At 59.3% G+C, this 22,074-nt stretch carries 18 protein-coding genes; 8 read left to right on the forward strand and 10 right to left on the reverse strand.

Annotated features, from left to right (window positions below; genetic code table 11):
- Nucleotides 1–27: 27 nt before the first annotated feature.
- The 6 genes from ACI77D_RS16390 to ppsA form a co-directional block, all read right to left on the reverse strand.
- A complete protein-coding gene (locus ACI77D_RS16390; protein ID WP_003175519.1) occupies nucleotides 28–852 on the reverse strand; it encodes a mechanosensitive ion channel family protein in 825 nt (274 codons plus the stop codon).
- A gap of 2 nt (nucleotides 853–854) precedes the next feature.
- On the reverse strand, nucleotides 855–1,100 hold the full coding sequence (locus tag ACI77D_RS16395; RefSeq protein WP_005790375.1) for a hypothetical protein: 246 nt from the start codon (nucleotides 1,098–1,100) through the stop codon (nucleotides 855–857).
- 86 nt (nucleotides 1,101–1,186) lie between these two features.
- Nucleotides 1,187–2,182 carry a zinc transporter ZntB gene (locus ACI77D_RS16400; RefSeq protein ID WP_407017050.1) on the reverse strand — a complete coding sequence of 332 codons (996 nt, stop codon included), beginning with the start codon at nucleotides 2,180–2,182 and terminating at the stop codon, nucleotides 1,187–1,189.
- 24 nt (nucleotides 2,183–2,206) lie between these two features.
- Nucleotides 2,207–2,698 carry a ribonuclease E activity regulator RraA gene (gene rraA, locus ACI77D_RS16405; protein WP_032887592.1) on the reverse strand — a complete coding sequence of 164 codons (492 nt, stop codon included), beginning with the start codon at nucleotides 2,696–2,698 and terminating at the stop codon, nucleotides 2,207–2,209.
- 231 nt (nucleotides 2,699–2,929) lie between these two features.
- Nucleotides 2,930–3,919 carry an alpha/beta fold hydrolase gene (locus tag ACI77D_RS16410; protein ID WP_407017051.1) on the reverse strand — a complete coding sequence of 330 codons (990 nt, stop codon included), beginning with the start codon at nucleotides 3,917–3,919 and terminating at the stop codon, nucleotides 2,930–2,932.
- A gap of 106 nt (nucleotides 3,920–4,025) precedes the next feature.
- Nucleotides 4,026–6,401 carry a phosphoenolpyruvate synthase gene (gene ppsA / locus ACI77D_RS16415; protein WP_064453629.1) on the reverse strand — a complete coding sequence of 792 codons (2,376 nt, stop codon included), beginning with the start codon at nucleotides 6,399–6,401 and terminating at the stop codon, nucleotides 4,026–4,028.
- Between the two features lie 178 nt (nucleotides 6,402–6,579).
- Here ppsA and ACI77D_RS16420 point away from each other — a divergent pair, with 178 nt between their 5' ends.
- Complete coding sequence (locus tag ACI77D_RS16420) at nucleotides 6,580–7,398, forward strand: pyruvate, water dikinase regulatory protein (RefSeq protein WP_064453630.1); 819 nt, start codon at nucleotides 6,580–6,582, stop codon at nucleotides 7,396–7,398.
- A 111-nt stretch (nucleotides 7,399–7,509) separates the two neighbouring features.
- Here the strand turns inward: ACI77D_RS16420 and ACI77D_RS16425 are convergent, their stop codons facing one another.
- Nucleotides 7,510–8,934, reverse strand: a complete 1,425-nt coding sequence (locus ACI77D_RS16425) for a PLP-dependent aminotransferase family protein (RefSeq protein WP_407017052.1) — start codon at nucleotides 8,932–8,934, stop codon at nucleotides 7,510–7,512.
- A 160-nt stretch (nucleotides 8,935–9,094) separates the two neighbouring features.
- Between ACI77D_RS16425 and ACI77D_RS16430 the strand changes: the two genes are divergently transcribed.
- Genes ACI77D_RS16430 through ACI77D_RS16450 form a run of 5 tightly spaced genes read left to right on the forward strand, consistent with a single transcriptional unit; the run spans nucleotide 9,095 to nucleotide 14,580 of the window.
- On the forward strand, nucleotides 9,095–9,988 hold the full coding sequence (locus ACI77D_RS16430) for a DMT family transporter (protein ID WP_017134754.1): 894 nt from the start codon (nucleotides 9,095–9,097) through the stop codon (nucleotides 9,986–9,988).
- Nucleotides 9,989–10,026: 38 nt separating this feature from the next.
- Nucleotides 10,027–11,889, forward strand: coding sequence for a molybdopterin-synthase adenylyltransferase MoeB (gene moeB / locus ACI77D_RS16435; RefSeq protein WP_407017053.1), 1,863 nt, complete (start codon nucleotides 10,027–10,029; stop codon nucleotides 11,887–11,889).
- Nucleotides 11,890–11,904: 15 nt separating this feature from the next.
- Nucleotides 11,905–12,819, forward strand: a complete 915-nt coding sequence (locus ACI77D_RS16440; protein ID WP_064453633.1) for a PLP-dependent cysteine synthase family protein — start codon at nucleotides 11,905–11,907, stop codon at nucleotides 12,817–12,819.
- 37 nt (nucleotides 12,820–12,856) lie between these two features.
- A complete protein-coding gene (locus ACI77D_RS16445) occupies nucleotides 12,857–13,849 on the forward strand; it encodes a serine O-acetyltransferase (protein WP_407017054.1) in 993 nt (330 codons plus the stop codon).
- Nucleotides 13,850–13,851: 2 nt separating this feature from the next.
- A complete protein-coding gene (locus ACI77D_RS16450; protein ID WP_053257484.1) occupies nucleotides 13,852–14,580 on the forward strand; it encodes an alanyl-tRNA editing protein in 729 nt (242 codons plus the stop codon).
- A 66-nt stretch (nucleotides 14,581–14,646) separates the two neighbouring features.
- Here ACI77D_RS16450 and ACI77D_RS16455 read toward each other — a convergent pair whose 3' ends face one another.
- Nucleotides 14,647–15,498, reverse strand: a complete 852-nt coding sequence (locus ACI77D_RS16455; RefSeq protein ID WP_407017055.1) for a hypothetical protein — start codon at nucleotides 15,496–15,498, stop codon at nucleotides 14,647–14,649.
- A 440-nt stretch (nucleotides 15,499–15,938) separates the two neighbouring features.
- Between ACI77D_RS16455 and ACI77D_RS16460 the strand changes: the two genes are divergently transcribed.
- Together ACI77D_RS16460 and ACI77D_RS16465 are read left to right on the forward strand one after the other, a co-directional pair.
- The gene (locus tag ACI77D_RS16460) at nucleotides 15,939–17,684 is read left to right on the forward strand and encodes an ABC transporter permease subunit (protein ID WP_064453635.1); all 1,746 of its coding nucleotides are present in this window, start codon (nucleotides 15,939–15,941) and stop codon (nucleotides 17,682–17,684) included.
- Nucleotides 17,685–17,698: 14 nt separating this feature from the next.
- Complete coding sequence (locus ACI77D_RS16465; RefSeq protein ID WP_064453636.1) at nucleotides 17,699–19,021, forward strand: AAA-associated domain-containing protein; 1,323 nt, start codon at nucleotides 17,699–17,701, stop codon at nucleotides 19,019–19,021.
- A gap of 138 nt (nucleotides 19,022–19,159) precedes the next feature.
- On the opposite strand, the gene prpD is transcribed toward ACI77D_RS16465, so the two are convergent.
- Nucleotides 19,160–20,644, reverse strand: a complete 1,485-nt coding sequence (gene prpD, locus ACI77D_RS16470) for a 2-methylcitrate dehydratase (protein ID WP_407017056.1) — start codon at nucleotides 20,642–20,644, stop codon at nucleotides 19,160–19,162.
- A 229-nt stretch (nucleotides 20,645–20,873) separates the two neighbouring features.
- Entirely contained in the window at nucleotides 20,874–22,064 is a 1,191-nt protein-coding gene (prpF, locus tag ACI77D_RS16475; protein WP_407017057.1) for a 2-methylaconitate cis-trans isomerase PrpF, read from the reverse strand.
- Between the last annotated feature and the right edge of the window lie 10 nt (nucleotides 22,065–22,074).

Here is a 22,074-nt window from a genome sequence, read left to right on the forward strand (position 1 = left end):
CGGCGTACATTAGCAGGGTTTACCGGGTTAGCGGCTACTGACCTGCTGCTCCAGAAGAATCCGATTGGACAGTGACACCAGGTCACCGTCATCGGTCAGCACCGTCGTCTTGACTGTACCGATCTCTTCGATTTGCCCTTCGACCTCGCCCACACGGACCTGTTGCCCAACCTGATACAGCTCACGCACATAGATTCCCGCAAGAATCTGACCGGCAATTTCCCGGCTACCCAACCCCATGGCCAGCGCAACGGCCAGACCAACGGTAATCAAAACAATCACAATCACGTGGTTAAGAAGGTCAGTTTTGACCTCCAACTGGCTGATCGCGACGGAAATACTGATGATGATCACCAGCCCCTGGGCAATTCGCCCCAGGCCCGCAGCATAGTCCAAGCCCACGCCTTCGGCTGCCCCACGCACCAGACCGTTGGCCAATTGCGCCAGCAAAACGCCTACCAGCAACACCAGCGCGCCGCCGAATACTTTCGGCAAATACAGCGCCAGCATGTCGAGCGTAGCTGAAACTCGCTCAAGTCCAAGGGATTGAGCCGCAGAAACCAGAAAAATAAGTAAAACGAACCAGTAGACGATCTTCCCGATCAGGGTAGAGATCGGGACTTGCAGCCCGGCACGGCCCAATAGTTTGGTCAAACCGGTGCCCGCCATCAAGCGATCCAGCCCAAGCTTGGCGAGTAATTTGGACAGCAAGGTGTCGAGCAACTTGGCCACGACAAAACCCAGCAATACCAGGACCAGAGCACCAAACAGGTTGGGAATGAAATTCGCCACCTTGGTCCACAATGCGGTCATCGCGGTGACCAGGCTCTGGGTCCAGAGATCAAGTTCCATATTCAATCAGCCTTATCAGCAGTGCGAGCAAGAGGTTTACGACGGGAAACCGGCGATACATGGGCCGAACCATTGTTCAGGGCCATCATCAACGCAGGCAGCCAACGACCGAGCAAACCGAACAGGTCACCCGCCCCTACCTGACGGTTGGCGGTTTTCAACACGCGGCCCAGGCAAGCGTCGTCGTCACGGTTGGACGGCGAAGCATTGAGCATGTCACGCAAAGACTGTTCGAACGGATCGTGCATAAAGACCTCTCGCAAGTATTTTAAAAGACGAGGGTTAAATTCTTGGGGTCACATGCGACCCTTCCTGTGTTCAGGTCATATTCAGGTCAAACCCAGCGCAATCGTCGAAATAGCCACCATTGCCCGAGCGCGACAGCCACCATCATCAGGCAGGCAATCGCGAATCCGTAGGGGTCACCGGAGAAGGGTATTCCGCCCACGTTTATACCCAGCAAACCGGTCAGAAAACTCATCGGCAGGAAGATTCCCGTGATGATCCCAAAGCGGTACATGGTGCGATTCATGCGCACGCTCAAGCGCCGGTCTTCGGTCTCAAGCACAAGCCCCACGCGCTCCCGAGTCAATTCGAGCTCTTCCAGGTAACGGGTCAGGCTGTTGTTCAATTCGTTCCAATAGTCAGCATCATCGTTACAGAACCACGGCAATTTGATCCGCGTCAGCTGGGCAAAAATATCCCGCTGCGGCGCCAGGAATCGCTTCAGCCCAGCCGCTCGTCGACGGATCTGCAAAACATTGCCATGTTCCGGAGTATACCGTTCGTCGGCATCAAGTTTTTCTTCCTCGAAATCGACGATTTCGGAAAGATCGGTCACCAAATCCTGCACTTTATGGGTCAGGTACTGCGCCATATAAAGGATGAGTTCAGACGAGGTTTTTGGGCCTTTGCCCTCCGCCAGTTGCACCAGCAACTCATCAGTGGCGCGCAGCGGGCGCAAGCGCAAGGAAATCACGCGACTGGCCGCAGCGAAGATACGCACCGAGACCATGTCTTCCGGCTCGGCCCCCGGGTTGAGGTTGACCCCTCGCAGAAACAGCAGCAATTCGTCGTCCGGCAGCGGCAACAGGCGCGGACGGGTGTTTTCCTCCAGCAACAAGTCGCACGCGAACTCGCTCAAGCCGCTGGATTTACGCAACCAGGTCTGGGTCCGCGGATGGCTGCGATCCCAATGCAACCACAGGCTTTCCTGGGGCTGCAGTTGCAAATCGTCGAGCTCAGTCCGGGTAATCGAACGCGCACCGCCTTTACCGTCCAGTACCAGGGCATGCACCAGCCCCCACTGCGCGTTTTCTTCCTCGAACATCCTCACCCCTATGGCTACAGCAGTTTATTCAGGCATTTTCAGCGGGCTTGGCGAGACGATCACACCATTATTGTCCGCATAGATGTATTCACCCGGGCGGAAGGTTACGCCCGCGAAGGTCACCACTACGTTCAGGTCGCCAATGCCGCGCTTGTCGGTTTTCATCGGGTGAGAGGCCAGTGCCTGCACACCCAGGTCAGTCTGGGCGATGACATCGACATCACGGATGCAACCGTAGATCACCAGCCCTTCCCAGCCGTTTTTTGCGGCTTTCTCGGCGATCATGTCACCCAGCAAAGCGCGGCGCAGGGAACCACCACCGTCGACTACCAGCACTTTGCCGGCACCCGGCTGGTCGGCCTGCTCCTTGACCAACGAGTTGTCTTCGAAGCATTTGATGGTGACGATTTCGCCACCAAAGGAGTCTCGGCCACCGAAATTGCTGAACATCGGCTCAACCACCTGCACCAGGTCCGGGTAGGCGTCGCACAAGTCGGGCGTCACGTAATGGTTCATCGAGAAACTCCTGTCGTGAAAGAAGAGGTCGAACATCCCACGGTGTACATCAGAAAAACGCGTCGTGACAGGCAATCTTTACATGCTCATCCGTTGACGGCGGCCATGATCAAACCCATTTTGTCGCAACGCAATAGCCATTGCGCGACTGAATATGACCAGAAGCCCATAACGCGTCATATCTTAGCCGCAACCACACACAAGTGAAACGCCCTTGGTAGCGCGCTTGCGTCAAACCGTTGCGGCAATCTGCGATTGAGCCCCGAACAAAGGTGTGAGCGGATCTTTCAACCACTGCGCCACCAACGGCCACACTTCGGCCTGGGCGGCTTTACTGACCAGCATTTCAACATGCCCGAAATCCCCGGTAAAACCTTGTCCGCGCCCCAGGCACAGGTATTGGCGATGCACAGAGCCCACTTGCTCGAACAGTTTGCGACACGCCCAATCCGGGTCTTGCCGATCACCCGCAGCGCTCACCGCCAACAGCGGCACGTCAACGTCGGCCAAGCCCTTCCACCAGTCTTGCTTACCCTCGCCAAAGCGACCGAACAGGCCATTCCAGCGCATGGCCTCGATCATCACGCCCGCTGGCTCGTCCTCCGGACCGCGCTTGAGGCGGGAGCCGGATACCTCGCCAAAGCGCTTCAGAAGCAAACGCCCCGTCCACTCCAGCGGTGGAATTTTCAACGGCCAGTGGGTGCGGCTGACCTGGCAGCCAAACAGCGCGACTGAGGCCACTGCTGGCGCGCCAAGGTGCTGACCGCCCAAGGCTGCCGCCAGAGCGGTGCCACCCAGGGAATGCCCAATCCAGTGCGGGATTTGCGCACTTTGCTCACGCACAAACGCCCCGATGGCCGGCAAATCGTAACGCGCATAATCGGCGACGCGATTGCTGGCGTAGTTCTGATTGCGCTTGGACAGGCCATGCCCGCGCATTTCCGGGATCCATACATCAAATCCCTGGCGCGCCAGGTAAGCGCCCAGGCCGATGCCTTTAGGCGAGTAACAGAAGCGCCGATTGGAAAAACTGCCGTGCACTAAAATTACCGGCGTGCCCCGGTTTTCCGGGACATCCGCCAGGCCCAAACGGGTCACGGCCAACTCGACGGTGCCGTCCGGGCTGTTGCCGGGTTTGAGGCGGTACACATCTTCACTCAGGTCGCCGCGACGTTCAGCGCTGATCAGGGCGACGGGAAACAGGTTGCTACTGCTTTGCATAATGCTCTTGCACAAAAAAGGGCGGCGTCCGGAAGGAGTTCCGCCCTGCACAGATAAGAATGCCGGTCACCCTTAATGAGTGACCGGCACTTTTGACGTAACGACCTTATGCGGGCGCTTGGCCTTCCGCGAGGAAGAACCAGGTTTCCAGCACGGAATCGGGGTTCAGCGAGACGCTTTCGATGCCCTGCTCCATCAGCCATTTGGCCAGGTCCGGGTGGTCGGAAGGGCCTTGGCCGCAGATCCCGATGTACTTGCCGGCCTTGTTACACGCCTGGATGGCGTTGGCCAGCAGCTTCTTGACCGCCGGGTTACGCTCGTCGAACAAGTGAGCGATGATCCCCGAATCGCGGTCCAGGCCCAGGGTCAGCTGGGTCAGGTCGTTGGAGCCGATGGAGAAACCGTCGAAGAACTCCAGGAACTCTTCGGCCAGGATGGCGTTGGATGGCAGTTCGCACATCATGATCACGCGCAAGCCGTTTTCACCACGACTCAGGCCGTTTTCCGCCAGCAGATCAACGACCTGGCTCGCCTCGCCGAGGGTACGCACGAACGGCACCATAATCTCGACGTTGGTCAGGCCCATCTCGTTGCGCACGCGTTTGAGCGCACGGCACTCCAGCTCGAAGCAGTCACGGAAAGCTTCGCTGATGTAACGCGAGGCGCCGCGGAAACCCAGCATCGGGTTTTCTTCTTCCGGCTCATAGAGCTTGCCGCCGATCAGGTTGGCGTATTCGTTGGACTTGAAGTCCGACAGGCGCACGATGACCTTTTTCGGGTAGAAGGCCGCCGCCAGGGTGCTGATGCCTTCCACCAGCTTCTCGACGTAGAAACCTACCGGGTCGTTGTAGCCGGCGATGCGCTTGTCGACGCTTTCCTTGATCTCCAACGGCAGACCGTCGTAGTTCAGCAAGGCCTTGGGGTGCACGCCGATCATGCGGTTGATGATGAATTCCAGGCGGGCCAGGCCCACACCGGCGTTTGGCAACTGCGCGAAATCGAAGGCACGGTCCGGGTTACCGACGTTCATCATGATCTTGAACGGCAGGTCTGGCATGGCGTCGATGGAGTTTTGCTTGATGTCGAAGCCCAGTTCGCCTTCAAAGATGAAGCCGGTGTCGCCTTCGGCGCAGGACACCGTCACACCTTGGCCATCTTTCAACAGTTGGGTGGCGTTGCCGCAACCCACCACAGCAGGGATCCCCAGCTCACGGGCGATGATCGCCGCGTGACAGGTACGCCCGCCGCGGTTGGTGACGATGGCGCTGGCGCGCTTCATCACCGGCTCCCAGTCCGGGTCGGTCATGTCGGAAACCAGTACGTCACCTGGCTGGACTTTGTCCATTTCGGACACGTCCTTGATGATCCGCACTTTACCGGCGCCAATGCGCTGGCCGATGGCGCGACCTTCTACCAGCACGGTGCCGGTTTCTTTGAGCAGGTAACGCTCCATGACGTTGGCCGAGGTACGGCTCTTCACGGTTTCAGGTCGAGCCTGCACGATGTACAACTTGCCGTCGTCACCGTCTTTGGCCCACTCGATGTCCATCGGGCACTTGTAGTGCTTTTCGATGATCATTGCTTGCTTGGCCAATTCGCTGACTTCGGCGTCGGTCAGGCAGAAACGCGCGCGTTCGGCCTTGTCGACATCAACGGTTTTCACCGAGCGACCGGCCTTGGCCTCGTCGCCGTAGATCATCTTGATGGCTTTGCTGCCCAGGTTACGGCGCAGGATGGCCGGACGGCCTGCCTCAAGGGTGTGTTTGTGGACGTAGAATTCGTCCGGGTTGACCGCGCCTTGTACGACGGTTTCGCCCAGACCGTAGGCACCGGTGATAAACACCACGTCACGGAAACCGGATTCGGTGTCCAGTGTGAACATCACGCCGGCGGTGCCGGTTTCCGAACGTACCATGCGCTGCACACCGGCAGACAAGGCCACCAGCTTGTGGTCGAAACCCTGGTGTACACGATAGGAAATAGCGCGGTCGTTGAACAGTGAGGCGAACACTTCCTTGGCTGCGCGGATAACGTTTTCCACGCCGCGGATATTAAGGAAGGTTTCTTGCTGGCCGGCAAAGGAGGCATCCGGCAAGTCTTCAGCGGTGGCAGAAGAGCGCACGGCGACGGCCATGTCGGGGTTGCCGGCCGACAAAATGGCGAAAGCAGTGCGGATTTCTTCGTTGAGCTTCTCGGGGAACTCGGCGTCCATGATCCATTTACGGATCTGGGCGCCGGTCTTGGCCAGGGCGTTGACGTCATCGACGTCCAGGGCGTCCAGCGCGGCGTGGATCTGAGCATTCAACCCGCTCAGCTCGAGGAAATCGCGGTAAGCCTGGGCCGTGGTGGCGAAACCACCGGGCACCGAAACACCAGCGCCTGCAAGATTACTGATCATCTCGCCGAGGGATGCGTTCTTGCCCCCCACATGCTCTACATCATGGACGCCGAGCTTATCGAGGGAAACTACGTACTCTACCAAGGTGATCTCTCCACTTTCTGTGTTGGAAAAGCTCAGGACGCCGGCTGCTCAGTAGGAGCAAACGCTGACGCTTGTGGCCTGGACCTGGAAAATAAGTGAGAATGCGGCCCACTGCGGGACGGCAAAATCGCGCCTATCATATCCAAGATTCGCCATCAGCTTAAGGCCCAGGGCTCAAATGAAACGATCTGCTTTCTTTATCTCCGACGGCACCGGCATTACAGCCGAAACATTGGGTCAGAGCCTGCTCGCGCAGTTCGAAAACATTACCTTCGCCAAATTCACGCGGCCCTATATCGACAGCGTGGATAAAGCGCGGGCCATGGTACAACAAATCAATCTGGCGGCCGAAAAAGACGGTTGTCGCCCGATCATTTTCGACACCATCGTCAATCAGGATATTCGTGAGATCCTCGCGACTTCCAATGGTTTCATGATCGACATCTTCTCCACGTTCCTGGCGCCGCTGGAGCAAGAGCTGAGTGAACACTCTTCCTATTCCGTAGGAAAGTCCCATTCCATTGGGCACAACTCCAATTATATGGAGCGTATCGAGGCGGTAAACTTCGCCCTCGACAACGATGACGGCGCCCGTACTCACTACTATGACAAGGCCGACCTGATCCTGGTGGGCGTATCCCGCTGCGGCAAGACCCCGACGTGCCTGTACATGGCCATGCAGTTCGGCATCCGCGCGGCCAACTATCCGCTGACCGAAGACGACATGGAGCACCTGACGCTGCCGGCCGCCCTGCGCGCGCACCAGCACAAGCTGTTCGGCCTGACCATCGACCCGGACCGCCTCACCGCCATCCGCAATGAGCGCAAGCCCAACAGCCGCTACTCCAGCTATGCCCAGTGCGAGTTCGAAGTGCGCGAAGTGGAAAATCTGTTCCGTCGCGAGAATATTGCGCACATCAATTCCACGCATTTCTCGGTGGAAGAGATATCGGCGAAGATTCTGGTAGAGAAAGGCGTAGAGCGACGCTTTAAATAATCTCTGTTGCTTGAACTGACGCCATCGCAGGCAAGCCAGCTCCCATAGCGGAATACACTGCAAATGTGGGAGCTGGCTTGCCTGCGATGAACGGTAACTCGGTTTACCGTCCTACAAATGAAACCTGTCCCCACCCTGCCCCAACGCCGTCGCCAGCGCATCAAACCCCGCCCGCAACAACTGGTCATCCCCCGACGTATTACAAATGCTCGCCCGAATAAACTGCGGCACTGCTGTTTGCCCCACGGCAAACGCCTCGGCGGTGGCGATCAGGTAATTATTCTGCTTGAGCTCCGCCTCAATTTCCGACGCTCGCCATGGCTCCGGTACTTCAATCCAGAAATGCGGACTGTTGAGGTGGGTGCGGTACTCCAAGCCGGTCAGCAGGTCACGCACCAGGGCTTTGCGTCGGCTGATCTCATTGATTTGTTGGCGTAACAGGTATTCCGCCGTGCCGTTTTCGATCCACTGGGTTGCCAGTTCCAGGGTCACCGGCGTGGCCATCCAGCACGTCGAGCGCAACGCTGCCGAAATACGGCTGACCAACGCCGGTGGCGCATGCACATATCCCACACGTAACCCGGCAGACACCGCCTTGCTCAGGCTACTGATCAAAATCGTACGCTCCGGTGCGAAAAAGCTTAGCGGTGGTGGGCGATCTTCCACCAGGACGCCGTGGGCTTCGTCTTCAAGAATCAGCAGATTATGCTCACGGCATACCTTAACCAAAGCCTCACGGCGTGCGACAGACAGCACCGCCGTGGTCGGATTCTGGATGGTCGGTGTGCAGTACAGCGCCGAAACCCGGTGATTACGACAAACTTCATCCAGCGCACCGGGCAGCACGCCTTCCTCATCCATCTCCAGACCGATCAGACGTACGCCGAGCATCCGCGCAGCGGTAATCAGCCCAGGGTACGTGAGCTGTTCAGTGACCACCGTATCGCCCGCCCGCAGCAGCGCCATCATGGCGCAAAGCAAGCCATGCTGGCCGCCATTGACACAGATGACCTGCTCGGGAATCGGGTGAAATTCGCGCTGCAACAGCCATTGCGCACCGGCCTCACGGTAGCGCGGCAAACCGGCGTCGGGTGTGTAGGCACTGATGTCTTGAAGGAACTTGGCATTGGTCGACAGGGTTTGGAAGCTCTGCGCGAGAAACACCGTCTCCTGCCCGGGAATATGCATGTTACGGCTCATATCGAAATAATGACGTGGCTCCTCGCTGACGTTGCGAAAGCCTTCATCACGCTGACGCTCCATCCCACGCTTGCGTACGAAAGTACCGTCACCCACCCGTGCCACCACTAACCCAAGGCGTTCCAGTTCGCCGTAGGCTCGGCTGATGGTGCCGATGGTCACGCCCAGATTGTCGGAAAGAACCCGATGGGGCGGCAGTTTTCGCCCCGGCTCAATCAAGCCTTCAAGGATGCCGCGTTCCATCACGTCAGACAGGCGCTTGTACTTCACGCCCTGACCGCTGGACAACCCCTCACGCATAATTGACACCATGTCAATATTTGTTTTGACAGCCATCATTCGCCCTAATAGTGTGCTTTTACGGGTTCAATCACCGAATGAAACAACTTAATACACAGTCAATATAGAGTTCAATTCCGGCTCAGGGAAGCAATAAACGATGCCAATGTCCGCCGTTCTTGAAAACACTACAAAAACAAAAACTCAGAAACAGTGGTTGGCCGGCCTGGTAACCAGCGTGATGTTTCTTATCGTGTGCCTGAGTTGGGGCACCACTTGGCTGGGGATCAAGATCGCCGTCGAAAGCGTGCCTCCGCTGACGTCTGCAGGCTTGCGCTTCCTGATCGCGTTTCCGTTGTTTCTGTGCTTTGCCCTGGTGCGCCGTGAACCGATCCTGTTCCCCCGAGAAAGCCGCTGGTTCTTCGTATTCGTAACCCTGTCCTATTTCAGCGTTCCCTATTACTTGCTCAACTATGGCGAGATGCACGTCTCGTCCGGCCTCACCGCCCTGCTGTTCAGCTGCATGCCCGTCTTCATCCTGATTTTCTCCGCGCTGTTCCTGCGCGAGCGCATCTACTTTTCCCAAGTGGTCGGCATCGGCATCGGTTTCGGCAGCCTCTACATGATCATCAAGAGCCAGGGCCTGCACCTGGATCACGCCGAGTTCTTCGGGGTACTGGCGATCCTGACCGCCGCGATCATGCATGCACTGTGCTATGTCATTACCAAGCAAAAAGGCAGCGCCATCAGCGTAATTACCTACAACACCCTGCCCATCGGCATTGCCGGGCTGATGCTGTTCGTCGCCGGGCTGTGGTTTGAAACGCCCACGTTCGAAAACATTACCCTGCGTTCCTGGAGTGCACTGTTCTACCTGGGGCTGGTGGCGTCGGTGGGTGGCTTTATCGTCTATTTCATGCTGCTAAAACGCTTGAGCCCGATCATTTTGTCGTTCGTGTTCATCATCTTCCCGGTGTTCGCGGTGATCATCGGCGCCTGGTACGAAGGCGTGGAGATTTCCCGTGACCTGATGCTGTACTCGGCCATCCTGCTGGCCGGCTTTGCGATTACCAAGTTGCCGGTTGAAAAACTGCTGGCCAAGAAAAATTGACTGTCCTGACCCATCAACATCAGCCACGCGAGAGAAACATGGATGTCCTCCGCCCGACCGCCCTGGAACAGATCTACGCCCACGCCAGCCGCAGCTACCCCGAAGAGTGCTGTGGTTTTGTCTTCGCCGACGGCAGTGTGTACCTGGGCAGCAATATCCAGAATGAGCTGCACCGCAAGAACCCCGAGATGTACTCGCGCAGCGCGGCCAACGGCTACACCTTTTCCGTGGCCGACACGCTGCTGCTGAACAAGGCGTTTCGCAGCGATAACCCGGTGGTGGTGATCTACCACTCCCACCCGGACGTCGGTGCCTATTTCAGTGACGAAGACCAGGACAAGGCGCTGTTCCTGGGTGAGCCGATCTACCCCGTCAGCTACCTGGTGGTGGACGTTCGCCAGGGTAAGGCCCTGGGCTCAAAGCTGTTTGCCTGGGATGGCAAGCATTTCGCACTTCAACCCTTCAACGACCTGCACACGGAGTTGTCCATGAACGCTATCTCTTTCCCCGATATTCTGGTTCGCGTGGCCAAGCTGCCGGAATCGACCCTTGAGGGCACTGGATCGACATTGCGCGAAGTCATTGAAAACCTCTGCAGCAGCCACCCACAGCTGCGCTCGCACCTGTTTCACGAAAAAAACAACCAGCTCAAGGAACACTTTCTGTTCACCGCCGAAGAAGAACTGATCGGCGCAGACGACACATTGCCGGAAAAAGCCAGGATCGAAGTGCTGCTCGCGACCTCAGGCGGCATGGATGTCGACGCCCTGAGCAATGAAGAAGTGCAGCGTTACGTGCGCCACATCACGCTGCCGGGCGTCGGCCGCGAAGGTCAGTTGAACCTCAAAAAAGCCAAGGTCTTGATCATCGGCACCGGCGGCCTGGGCTCACCCATCAGCCTGTACCTGGCGGCAGCCGGCATCGGCACACTGGGCCTGGTGGATTTCGATGTGGTGGAAAGCAGTAACCTGCAACGCCAGATCGTCCACGGCAACAGCACACTGGGCATGCCAAAGGTCGAGTCCGCCAAGCAACGCCTACAGGACCTCAACCGGCATATTCAGATCAACGCCCACAACACGGCCCTGAATGCCGACAACGCGCTGGAACTGGTGGGCGCCTACGATCTGATGATCGACGGCACCGACAACTTCGACACGCGCTACCTGGTCAACGACGCTTGCGTGCAGTTGGGCAAACCCTTGGTGTATGGCGCCATCTATCGCTTCGACGGGCAGATCAGCGTGCTCAACCATAAAGGCGGGCCTTGCTACCGCTGCCTGTTCCCCACAGCCCCGCCCGCAGAACTGGCCCCCAACTGCAGCGCCGGCGGCGTCATCGGTGTACTGCCGGGAGTGGTCGGGATGATTCAGGCCACCGAAGCCATCAAGTTGCTGATCGGCATCGGCGAACCGCTGTCCGGCCGCTTGATGCGTTTCGATGCGCTGGCAATGAAGTTCAGCGAAATCCGCTTCAAGCGTCGCGCCGATTGCCCCTGCTGCTCGGAACTGCGCCACAGTGAAACCGTGGCACCGGCGGTTTGCGCGGACGCCCTCCCCTGCCAACCTTCCCTGGCCGAAGAGCGCTACATCAAGCCGCGCGTACTCAAGCAGCTGCTCGAACACCCGCGCAGCGCTGACGTGCTGCTGGATGTGCGCGACGCCAGCGAACTGGAAGTGTGCAAATTGCCAGGCGTTGTGCACATCCCCCTCGCCGAACTGGATGGGCAACTCGACAGCCTCAGCCGGGACAACACCCATTACCTGATCTGCTACGCAGGAACCCGCGCCGAGCAAGCGGCCAGCACCTTGCTGGCGGCCGGTTTCGCCAATACCAAAGTCCTGCAGGGCGGCATGAAGCACTGGGTTCGCGACGTCGAACCCGATATGCCTTTGTACTGATTCGGGGACAGCCTGATGTTGCATAACTCAATTCTCGACGTGATCGGCCATACGCCCATCGTGCGCCTGGAGCAGTTTTCCGAGGACCTCGGCATCGAGGTCTACGCCAAGCTGGAATCACTCAACCCCGGCGGCAGTCACAAGGCGCGCATCGCCTTGGGCATGATCCTCGACGCGGAACGTCGCGGCGTGCTGATCCGCGATTCCGGGCAAACCATTATCGAACCCAGCGGCGGCAACACCGGCATCGGCCTGGTGATGGCAGGCAATGTACTGGGTTACAAAGTGGTGCTGGTGATCCCCGACAACTACAGCCCCGAAAAACAGAAACTGCTGCGCCTCTACGGCGCCAAGGTAGTGCTGTCGGACAGCCGTTTGGGCAATAACTCCCATGGCGAAAAGTGTATGGAGCTGCAGCTGGAAAACCCCAGCTTCGTGATGCTCAACCAGCAACGCAACGGCGCCAACCCACAAACCCACCGCGATACCACCGCGCCGGAAATCATCCGAGCCTTTGGTGAACAGCGCGTTGACTATTTCGTCAGCGGTATCGGTACCGGTGGCCACATCACCGGCATCGGCGAAACCCTCAAAGCCACGTGGCCGGCGATCCGGGTAATGGGCGTGGAGCCGGAAGAATGCGACCTGCTAAAAGATCGGCACGCGCCGCACCATATACAGGGCCTGTCGATTGGCTTGATCCCAAGCATCCTCAATGTCGAGGTGCTGGACGGCATGCTCAAGGTATCGCGCCAGGCGTGCATCGACATGATGAAACGCATCATGCGCACCGACGCCATCAGCCTTGGGTTGTCCTCGGCTGCCAACATGGTTGCCATCGCTCAGCTTGCCCCCGAACTTCCGCCCGAAACGGTGGTGTTGACCATGGTCTACGACAATGCTGACAGCTACCTGCCCAATTTCGAGTAACCCGTTTGCCAACCATCCAGAATGTGGGGGTGCCTCCATGGGGGGCTTTATCGACATGCAACAGCTGCACGATGAGTTGCTTACCCACCTCATCAAGACCCTGACGCCTACGCAGATGAAGCAGTTGGAACCGCACCTGGCGCCGCTGATCCAGAACGCCGCGCAGGCAGTGGCCGAAGACTTGATCGCCTATGCCTATCGCGACCCGGCTTCCCGAGGGCGTGGCGAGTTGATCCTGGAGTCCTATGCCTCGTTCAAGGCCGTGCTGTTCTATCGGCTTGCGCACCTGGTGTGGAATTTTCCCGACCAGACTAACGGCCTGTTTTCGCGCATCGCCCTCAAGCTCAGCAATCAGGGCAAAGTGCTCTCCGGCGCCGAGATTCACCCCGCCGCACGCATCGGCCGGCGCTTCGTACTCGACCATGGCTACGGCACGGTGATCGGCGAAACCTGCGAGATCGGCAACGACTGCTACATCCTCTGCGGCGTGACACTGGGCGCACAGGGTATCGCCAACAACCCGGACGGCAAGCGTCACCCGCGCCTGGGCAACAATGTCGAGGTGGGCGCCGGCGCGCGCGTGCTCGGCTATGTGCTGATCGGCGATAACGTGTTTATCAGCCCTTCCTGTGTAATTACCCAGGATGTGCCGGCGGGCACCAAGGTCAAGGTGGTCAATCAGATTCAGCTGCAGAAAAACGCCGAATCGGACCACAGCAACTACCTCGGTGCGTTCGCCCTGGATGAGCGTTTACACGTGGTCGGTGAGGTCAGTGCCAGCCACAAGGTCACGGTACTGGATGCTGACTTTCACCCCCTGCAGGGGCTGATGCTGGAGGCAACGGTAAAAGAGCGCCATCACCTGCAATTTCGCTTGCGTCGCCTCGATGTCGGCGACCACCTGCCGCGACTGCCGCTGAACCTGAAAGTCTGCGGGCCGGAATTTGAAATCACCCTGCTCTCCCCTCCTGGCTTGAGTGCAATGGTGCGCCACCTGCTGCAAGCCAGCCCACTGATCGTCGGAGGTTGAACATGTCCGTGCACACCATGGAAACCCTGGCGCTGTTTGACAGCGCGCCCTATCAGAACGCCTTCAGCGCACGGGTGATTGCCGTCAGCGAGCACGGTATCGCGCTGGAACACACGCTGTTCTACCCCACCGGCGGCGGGCAACCGGGCGACACCGGGCATCTGACCCTGGCCGATGGCACGCGGGTCGAGGTGATCGGCACCGTGCGCGACCCGGTGCTGCGCTCGATCATCTGGCACCAGGTTGAACACTGCCCCGAGCAATTGACGGCCGGTGTGCAAGTAGACGCAGGCCTGGACTGGCAGCGGCGTTACCAGCACATGAAGATGCACACCTGCCTGCACTTGCTGTGCTCGATCATTGATGCTCCGGTCACCGGTTGCAGCATCAGCGCAGACAAAGGACGCCTGGATTTCGACCTGCCGGAAATGACCCTCGACAAAGACAGCATCACCCGCGACCTCAACGCCTTGATCGAACAGGCCCACGAGGTAAAAACCCTGTCGATGCCAGCCTCCGAATATTCGACCCTGCTCCAAATCACCCGCACCCAGGCGGTGGCACCACCGGTCATCCAGGGTTCGGTCCGCGTGATCGAGATCGCCGGGATCGATATCCAGCCGTGCGGCGGCACCCACGTGATCAACACCGAAGAAATCGGCCGGGTGTTTTGCGAAAAAATCGAGAAGAAGAGCAAGCACAACCGTCGGGTGATCCTGCGCTTTGAGTAAAAATCGAGGCTGACCCGGTCCAGCATGGGGGCTCACCCCACCCTGTCCGAAGCGGTTTTGCGCGCCCTATTTCTTTTGCTTGTCGGCGTTCTTGACCGGCGCCTCAATCTGCTGTTGAAGCGGTGAGATCAACGTGTGGTAGTAAGCAGTGGCCGCATCAAGTCCGTCCTCAAGCGCCTGGTTTTCTTTCTTGAGCGCTTCAACGGTCCTGGCCCTCGAGGCTGTTGACTCATTCGCCGGGACAGACACTTGGTTTTGCCGGGAAGCGGGTGCTTCAGGCTGCACGTCGTCTGACGAAACCGGTTTGGCGGAGGCCGCCGTCCCTGTAGGTATTTGCCTTTGCGGGAGATCCATCGTGTCGACTCGGTGAGCCAGGCTCCCAACCAGCTGTTGCAGCCGTGTAAGCATCCTATGGAACTGCTCGAATGCCTTCTTGACCATATGGCGAAACTCATCGTTTTCACGGGTCAACGTATCCAGACTGCGCGACAGGCCTGACTCGTTCACCAGCGTGCCCTGCAGGAGGAAAGTTTCATCCTGTTCATCGAAGAGGCGGTAATACGGCTGACTGGCCGGTGCAACGGCAGAATCGGGAGCTGCTTTACCCTGGGCTTGCGGCTCAAACTTTTCCACCAGCGCGTTTAGTTTGGCGAGAAGTTGATTATTTTTTTGAGTCAATTCTGCCAGCAGGCGCGTTTCTGCGGTTTCTGGCGGCTTCGGGTTGACGATTGCATGGTGGCTCGAAAACTGACCGCGCTGCTCGGGTGTCACAGGGTTGCGGGGAGGCGCCGCGTCGGGCCGTGTGTCGGATCTCCCGGAAGCTTCGGCGTCGCCTTCCGGGCCCGTGGGCGCAGGCGCCGGGGAGATCTCATGGCCGACAGTGCAGGGCGATGGTTGCCGAGTATTTACGCTAGTCATGGGGTGCCGCCTCAGATTCAGGTCTTTAATACGTAACTGACGCGTGCCAGCAGCGATGCAATAGCCAGTCGTCTCACTACCTGATTGGCACTTTTCTGAAAGCAGTTCCGAGCCTGCATGACAGGTGGGTAGCTGATTGTGTCCGCTTAGAAAAACAGCCACACCCTGCAATTTGAATGATTGTTAAGCCTTGCCAGGGCAGTCGACACCCTGGCGGTGTTTTTTTACCTAAAACTGACAGTAATTTTATACGTTTGTAACATTTTGAAACGTACAATCCCGCCAGCGGCGAATCTCCCTCAGATTCGATGCGCCCCAGACTCACGGAGAAAGAGCGCCCGCCCATTCTCGGTGGGTGATTTGTATAGAAGCTAAGCTCACCCCACCGCACCTCTTTGAACCTGAACGCTGCCGGACTGACTGCCTATGAACCACGGCCTATGAAAAAAGTATTCCGTCACTACCTGCCAGCCTCCACGCTGCGCCTGCTGCCCAACCGCTGGGATTTGGTCGCACTGCCTCTGGTGATCGGCTTTTTGCTGTTCTTGTCCATCGGCGCCCGGGAAACCTGGGCCCCCATCGCCACGTTGCAAAGTGAGGTCATCTCCCTCGACCCGGCCAACCTGCCGGAATACGCCATGCGCACTACCTTGCGAATGCTTGCGGCAATGGTGGCATCGCTGGTTTTCACGCTGTTGTACGGCACCCTGGCCGCCAAAAGCCGGCGCGCCGAAAAACTGCTGGTGCCGGTGCTCGACATTCTGCAGTCGGTGCCGGTACTCGGTTACATCTCGTTTACGGTGACGTTCTTCCTGCTGATGTTTCCAGGGCGCGTGCTGGGGGCCGAGTTCGCGGCGATCTTTGCGATCTTTACCAGCCAGGCCTGGAACATGACGTTCAGCTTTTACCAGTCGCTGCGCATGCTGCCCCATGACCTGGTGGAAGTGTCCACCAACCTGCGGCTTTCCGGCTGGCAGAAGTTCTGGAAACTCGACGTGCCCTTCGCCATGCCCGGGCTGGTGTGGAACATGATGATGAGCATGTCCGGCGGTTGGTTTTTCGTGGTTGCTTCTGAAGCCATCACCGTCGGCGACAAGACCATCACCCTGCCGGGCGTGGGTTCATACCTGGCCTTGGCCATTGCCCAGAAAGACCTGCATGCGGTGGGGTATGTGATCCTGGCGATGATTGTGGTGATCCTGATCTACGACCAATTCCTGTTCCGCCCACTGGTGGCCTGGGCCGACAAATTCCGCATGGAAACCACCGCCTCCCAGGGCGCCGCGCCACAGTCCTGGCTGCTGAACCTGATCCAGCGCACACGCATCGTCCAGCGCATCCTGCGCCCTATCACCCGCACCGTCAGTCGCATCGGCAATAAGCGTTTCAGCCTGGCGGGGGGTGCGCTCAAGGCCTTGCCGGCAGAGACACCGGCGGCGTCAAAGGTGATCGACTGGGTGTGGGGCACTCTGATTGCGCTGATGGCGGCTTATGCGCTGTACCACATCGTGCAATACGTCGGCACCGAGGTGACGTTCGCCGAAGTCGGCCATGTGTTTGTACTGGGCCTTATCACGCTGCTACGGGTAGCCGGGCTGATTCTGATCGCCTCGCTGATCTGGGTGCCGTTGGGCGTGATGATCGGCTTGCGTCCCAGCCTTGCGGAAAAAATCCAGCCCCTCGCGCAGTTCCTCGCGGCGTTCCCGGCGAACCTGCTGTTCCCGGTGTTCGTCATTGTGATCCTGCACTACAAGCTCAACCCGGACATCTGGCTGAGCCCGCTGATCGTGCTGGGCACCCAATGGTACATCCTGTTCAACGTGATCGCCGGCGCCACGGCGTTCCCCAATGACTTCAAGGAAGTCGCCGCCAACTTCCGCATTCGCGGCTGGCTGTGGTGGCGCAAGGTGATGCTGCCGGGGATCTTTCCGTATTACGTCACCGGTGCGATTACCGCGTCCGGCGGTGCATGGAACGCCAGCATCGTGTCCGAGTATGTGTCCTGGGGCCAGGACAATGTGGTGGCCCACGGGCTGGGGGCTTACATCGCGCAGACCACGGCTGCCGGCGACTTCCCGAAGATCGCCTTGGGCGTCGTGGTGATGTCGATCTTTGTGGTGGCCTTCAACCGCGCGGTCTGGCGACCTATGTACGCCATGGCTGAAAACAAACTTCGCTTGAATTGACGGGATTCGCTGTGATGAATACCAACACTGAACACACTGCTGATACCCCCGAAATCTTCTCGCTGAAAAACGTGAATCGGGTGTTCGGCAAAGGTAAAGACGAACTGCAGGTGCTCAGTGGCGTGAACCTGAGCCTGCACGAAGGTGAAATCGTCGGCATGCTCGGCCGCTCTGGCTCGGGCAAGTCCACACTGCTGCGCATTATCGCCGGGCTTATTCAACCGTCATCGGGCGAAGTCCGCTACAACGGCGCGCCGCTGAACGGCCCGGCCGAAGGCGTGGCCATGGTGTTCCAGACGTTTGCGCTGTTCCCTTGGCTGACCGTGCTGGAAAACGTGGAGGCCGGCCTGCAAGCCTTGCAGGTCGAGCGCAAGGAAACCCGCAAGCGCGCACTGGCGGCCATCGACTTGATCGGCCTGGACGGTTTTGAAAACGCCTACCCTCGCGAGTTGTCCGGCGGTATGCGCCAGCGTGTGGGTTTTGCCCGTGGCCTGGTGGTCAACCCGACCCTGTTGCTGATGGACGAACCCTTCTCCGCCCTGGACGTACTGACCGCCGAAACCCTGCGCACGGACTTGCTGGACCTGTGGAGCGGCAAACAACTGCCGATCAAGTCGATCCTGATCGTGACCCACAACATCGAAGAAGCCGTGTTGATGTGCGATCGCATCCTGGTGCTGTCGTCCAACCCCGGTCGCGTGGTGGCAGAAATCAAAGTACCGTTCCCGCACCCGCGCAACCGGCTGGACCCGACCTTTCGGCAAATGGTCGACGACATCTACGCACTGATGACTGACCGGCGCAGCGCCGACGCCAGCCGAGGCCTGCCGGAGCTGAAAATGGGCAGCCTGTTGCCGGAAGTGTCCACCAACCTGATGGCCGGCTTGATCGAAACCCTGGCCGCCGAGCCTTACAACGGTCATGCCGGCTTGCCGACCGTGGCCGAGCGGCGCTTGCTGGAAGTCGACGACCTGTTCCCGGTAGCGGAGATGCTTGAGCATTTGGGCTTCGCTGAGCTCAAGGGCGCCGACATCACCCTGACCGACGCCGGCAAATTGTTCGCCGACTACGGCACCCAGGAACGCAAAACCCTGTTCGCCGAGCATTTGATCCGGCACGTGCCGTTGGCCGCACGCATTCATCAGGTGCTGCTTGAGCGCAGCGGGCACCGGGCGCCACGGGTGCGCTTCGAGCAGGAGTTGGAAGACTCGATGACCGAAGCATTTGTGGAGAAAACCCTGGAAAGCGTGGTGGCGTGGGGGCGCTATGCGGAGATTTTCTCCTATGACGACCACACCGAGACGTTCAGCCTGGATGATGTGGAAGGCAGTATGTAAGCCGGACACTTTTTATTCAGAAACACTGAACAAATGTGGGAGCTGGCTTGCCTGCGATGGCATCACCTCGGTTAACTGCAAGACCGAGGCGCCTGCATCGCGGGCAAGCCCGGCGCCCACATTGACCGCAGTGATTTTTTAGATCACGAACAGGTCCACAAAGCGGTTCACAGGCGTGGCCTCAAGCCGTGCCTGATCCTTGCACAACGCAAAAATCTGCGCACTGCGCTGCGCGGTAAACCGCGTGGCCAAATTGGCCTTGAACTTGTCTTCCAGCAACGGAATGCCATCCACCCGACGCCGACGATGGCCAATCGGGTATTCCACCGCCACCTGCTCGGTGCTGGAGCCGTCCTTGAAATACACCTGCACCGCGTTGGCGATGGAGCGTTTGTCCGCCTCCAGGTATTCGCGGCTGTAGCGCGGGTCTTCGACAATGACCATCTTCTGGCGCAGCTCATCGATGATCGGATGAGCCGCATGAAACTCGTCCTCATACTGCTCGGCCACCAGGTTGCCGAAGGCCAAGGGCACAGCGGTCATGTATTGCAGGCAGTGGTCGCGGTCGGCGGCGTTGGCCAGTGGGCCGACCTTGGAGATGATGCGAATCGCCGACTCGTGGGTGGTGATCTCGATGCGTTCGATTTCATGCAGGCGATGCTTGACCAACGGGTGCAACGTCACCGCCGCCTCACAGGCCGTTTGCGCATGAAACTCGGCGGGGAAACTGATCTTGAACAGCACGTTTTCCATCACATACGTGCCGTAGGGCTGTGACAGGCTGAAGGCCCGCTTGTCCTCGGGTTTGAGCGCCAGGTCGTTGTTGGTGTGGCTGAACAGCACGTCGTAAAAACCCCACTGCGGCGCGCTTAACACGCCCGGGATGCCCATCTCGCCACGCAGTGCGATGTCCGCCAGGCGCACACCACGGCTCGACGCGTCCCCCGCCGCCCAGGATTTGCGCGAACCGGCATTGGGCGCGTGGCGGTAGGTGCGCAGCGCCTGCCCATCGACAAACGCGTGGGACAAGGCGGCAAGCAGTTGCTCACGGTTGGCGCCCATCAGCTTGGCAGTGACGGCGGTAGAAGCGACTTTCACCAGTAGCACATGATCGAGACCGACACGGTTGAAGGAGTTTTCCAGGGCAATCACACCCTGGATCTCGTGAGCCATGATCATCGCGTCCAGCACCGCGCGCACGGTCAGCGGCGTGTCGCCATTGGCCACGCGTTTTTGCGAAAGGTGGTCGGCCACGGCAAGAATGCCCCCGAGGTTATCCGAAGGGTGGCCCCATTCGGCGGCGAGCCAGGTGTCGTTGTAGTCGAGCCAACGCACGATGCAGCCAATGTCCCAGGCGGCTTTGACCGGGTCCAGCCGAAAGGACGTGCCCGGCACGCGCGCGCCGAACGGCACCACCGTGCCCTCCACGATCGGCCCCAGGTGCTTGGTGCACTCGGGGAAGCGCAAGGCCAAAAGGCCACAACCGAGGGTGTCCATCAGGCAGTTGCGGGCGGTGTCCAAGGCGTCCCGTGAATCGATCCGGTAATTGAGGACGTAATCGGCGATGTCCTGCAGGACCTGGTCGTAGTCGGGACGGTTGTTCTGGTCGACGTTGGCGCTCATGGCAGTTCTCCAAAGTGGGTTAGGGTTGTTTCATCCTCAGGGTCAGGGTTGATCATGTGTGGCAGGTCTGATTGCCTGCTAATGGAGTGCGGATTGCGTTGAACCCCTGTGGGAGCGGGCTTGCTCGCGAAGGCGGCGTGTCAGCTATACATAAGTTGACGGGACCACCGCATTCGCGAGCAAGCCCGCTCCCACATAAGCCCGCCCCACCAGGTGACGGTGTAGGGTTTTAAAAGGCGTCGCCGGGAACGCGTACGAAGCCTTCCATCAGGACTCGCGCGCTGCGGCTCATGATGGCTTTTTTTACCACCCATTCACCGTTCACCTGGCGGGCTTCGGCGCCGACGCGCAAGGTGCCGGACGGATGCCCGAAGCGCACGGCGTTACGTTCAACACCACCGGCGGCGAGGTTAACCAACGTCCCGGAAATTGCCGCCGCCGTGCCGATCGCCACCGCTGCCGTGCCCATCATCGCGTGGTGCAACTTACCCATGGACAGCGCACGCACCAGCAAGTCGACATCACCGGCCTTGATCGCCTTGCCACTGGACGCCACGTAGTCCGCAGGCTTGGCCACAAACGCCACCTTCGGCGTGTGCTGTCGCTGGGCGGCCTCGTCGAGGTGTTTGATCAGGCCCATGCGCAACGCACCATAGGCCCGCACGGTTTCGAACATCGCCAGGGCTTTGGGGTCGCTGTTGATCTCGCCTTGCAGCTCGGTGCCGGTGTAGCCAAGGTCTTCGGCGTTGATGAAAATCGTCGGGATGCCCGCGTTGATCAGTGTCGCCTTGAAGGTGCCGACACCGGGTACTTCGAGGTCGTCGACCAGGTTGCCGGTGGGGAACATCGAGCCGCCGCCGCCCTCTTCTTCCGCCGCCGGGTCCATGAATTCGAGCTGCACTTCGGCGGCCGGAAAGGTCACGCCATCGAGTTCGAAGTCGCCGGTTTCCTGCACCGCACCGTCGGTGATCGGCACATGGGCGATGATGGTCTTGCCGATATTGGCCTGCCACACCCGCACCACCGCTACACCGTTGTGCGGCACGCGGGCCGGGTCGACCAGCCCGGCGCTGATGGCGAACGAGCCCACCGCCGCCGACAGGTTGCCGCAGTTGCCGCTCCAGTCGACAAAGGGCTTGTCGATGGAGACCTGGCCAAACAGGTAGTCCACGTCGTGCTCGGCGCGTGTACTTTTGGCCAGGATCACGGTTTTGCTGGTGCTGGAGGTCGCACCGCCCATGCCGTCAATCTGCTTGTCGTAGGGATCGGGGCTGCCGATCACCCGCAACAGCAGGGCATCGCGGGCGGCACCCGGCACCTGCGCCGCTTCGGGCAGGTCCTTGAGGCTGAAGAACACGCCCTTGCTGGTGCCGCCACGCATATAGGTGGCGGGGATCTTGATTTGCGCTGTGTGTGCCATGGTTATCCTC

Source organism: Pseudomonas sp. O39 (genome assembly GCF_045447295.1).
In the GTDB taxonomy this organism is placed as follows: domain Bacteria; phylum Pseudomonadota; class Gammaproteobacteria; order Pseudomonadales; family Pseudomonadaceae; genus Aquipseudomonas; species Aquipseudomonas antarctica_A.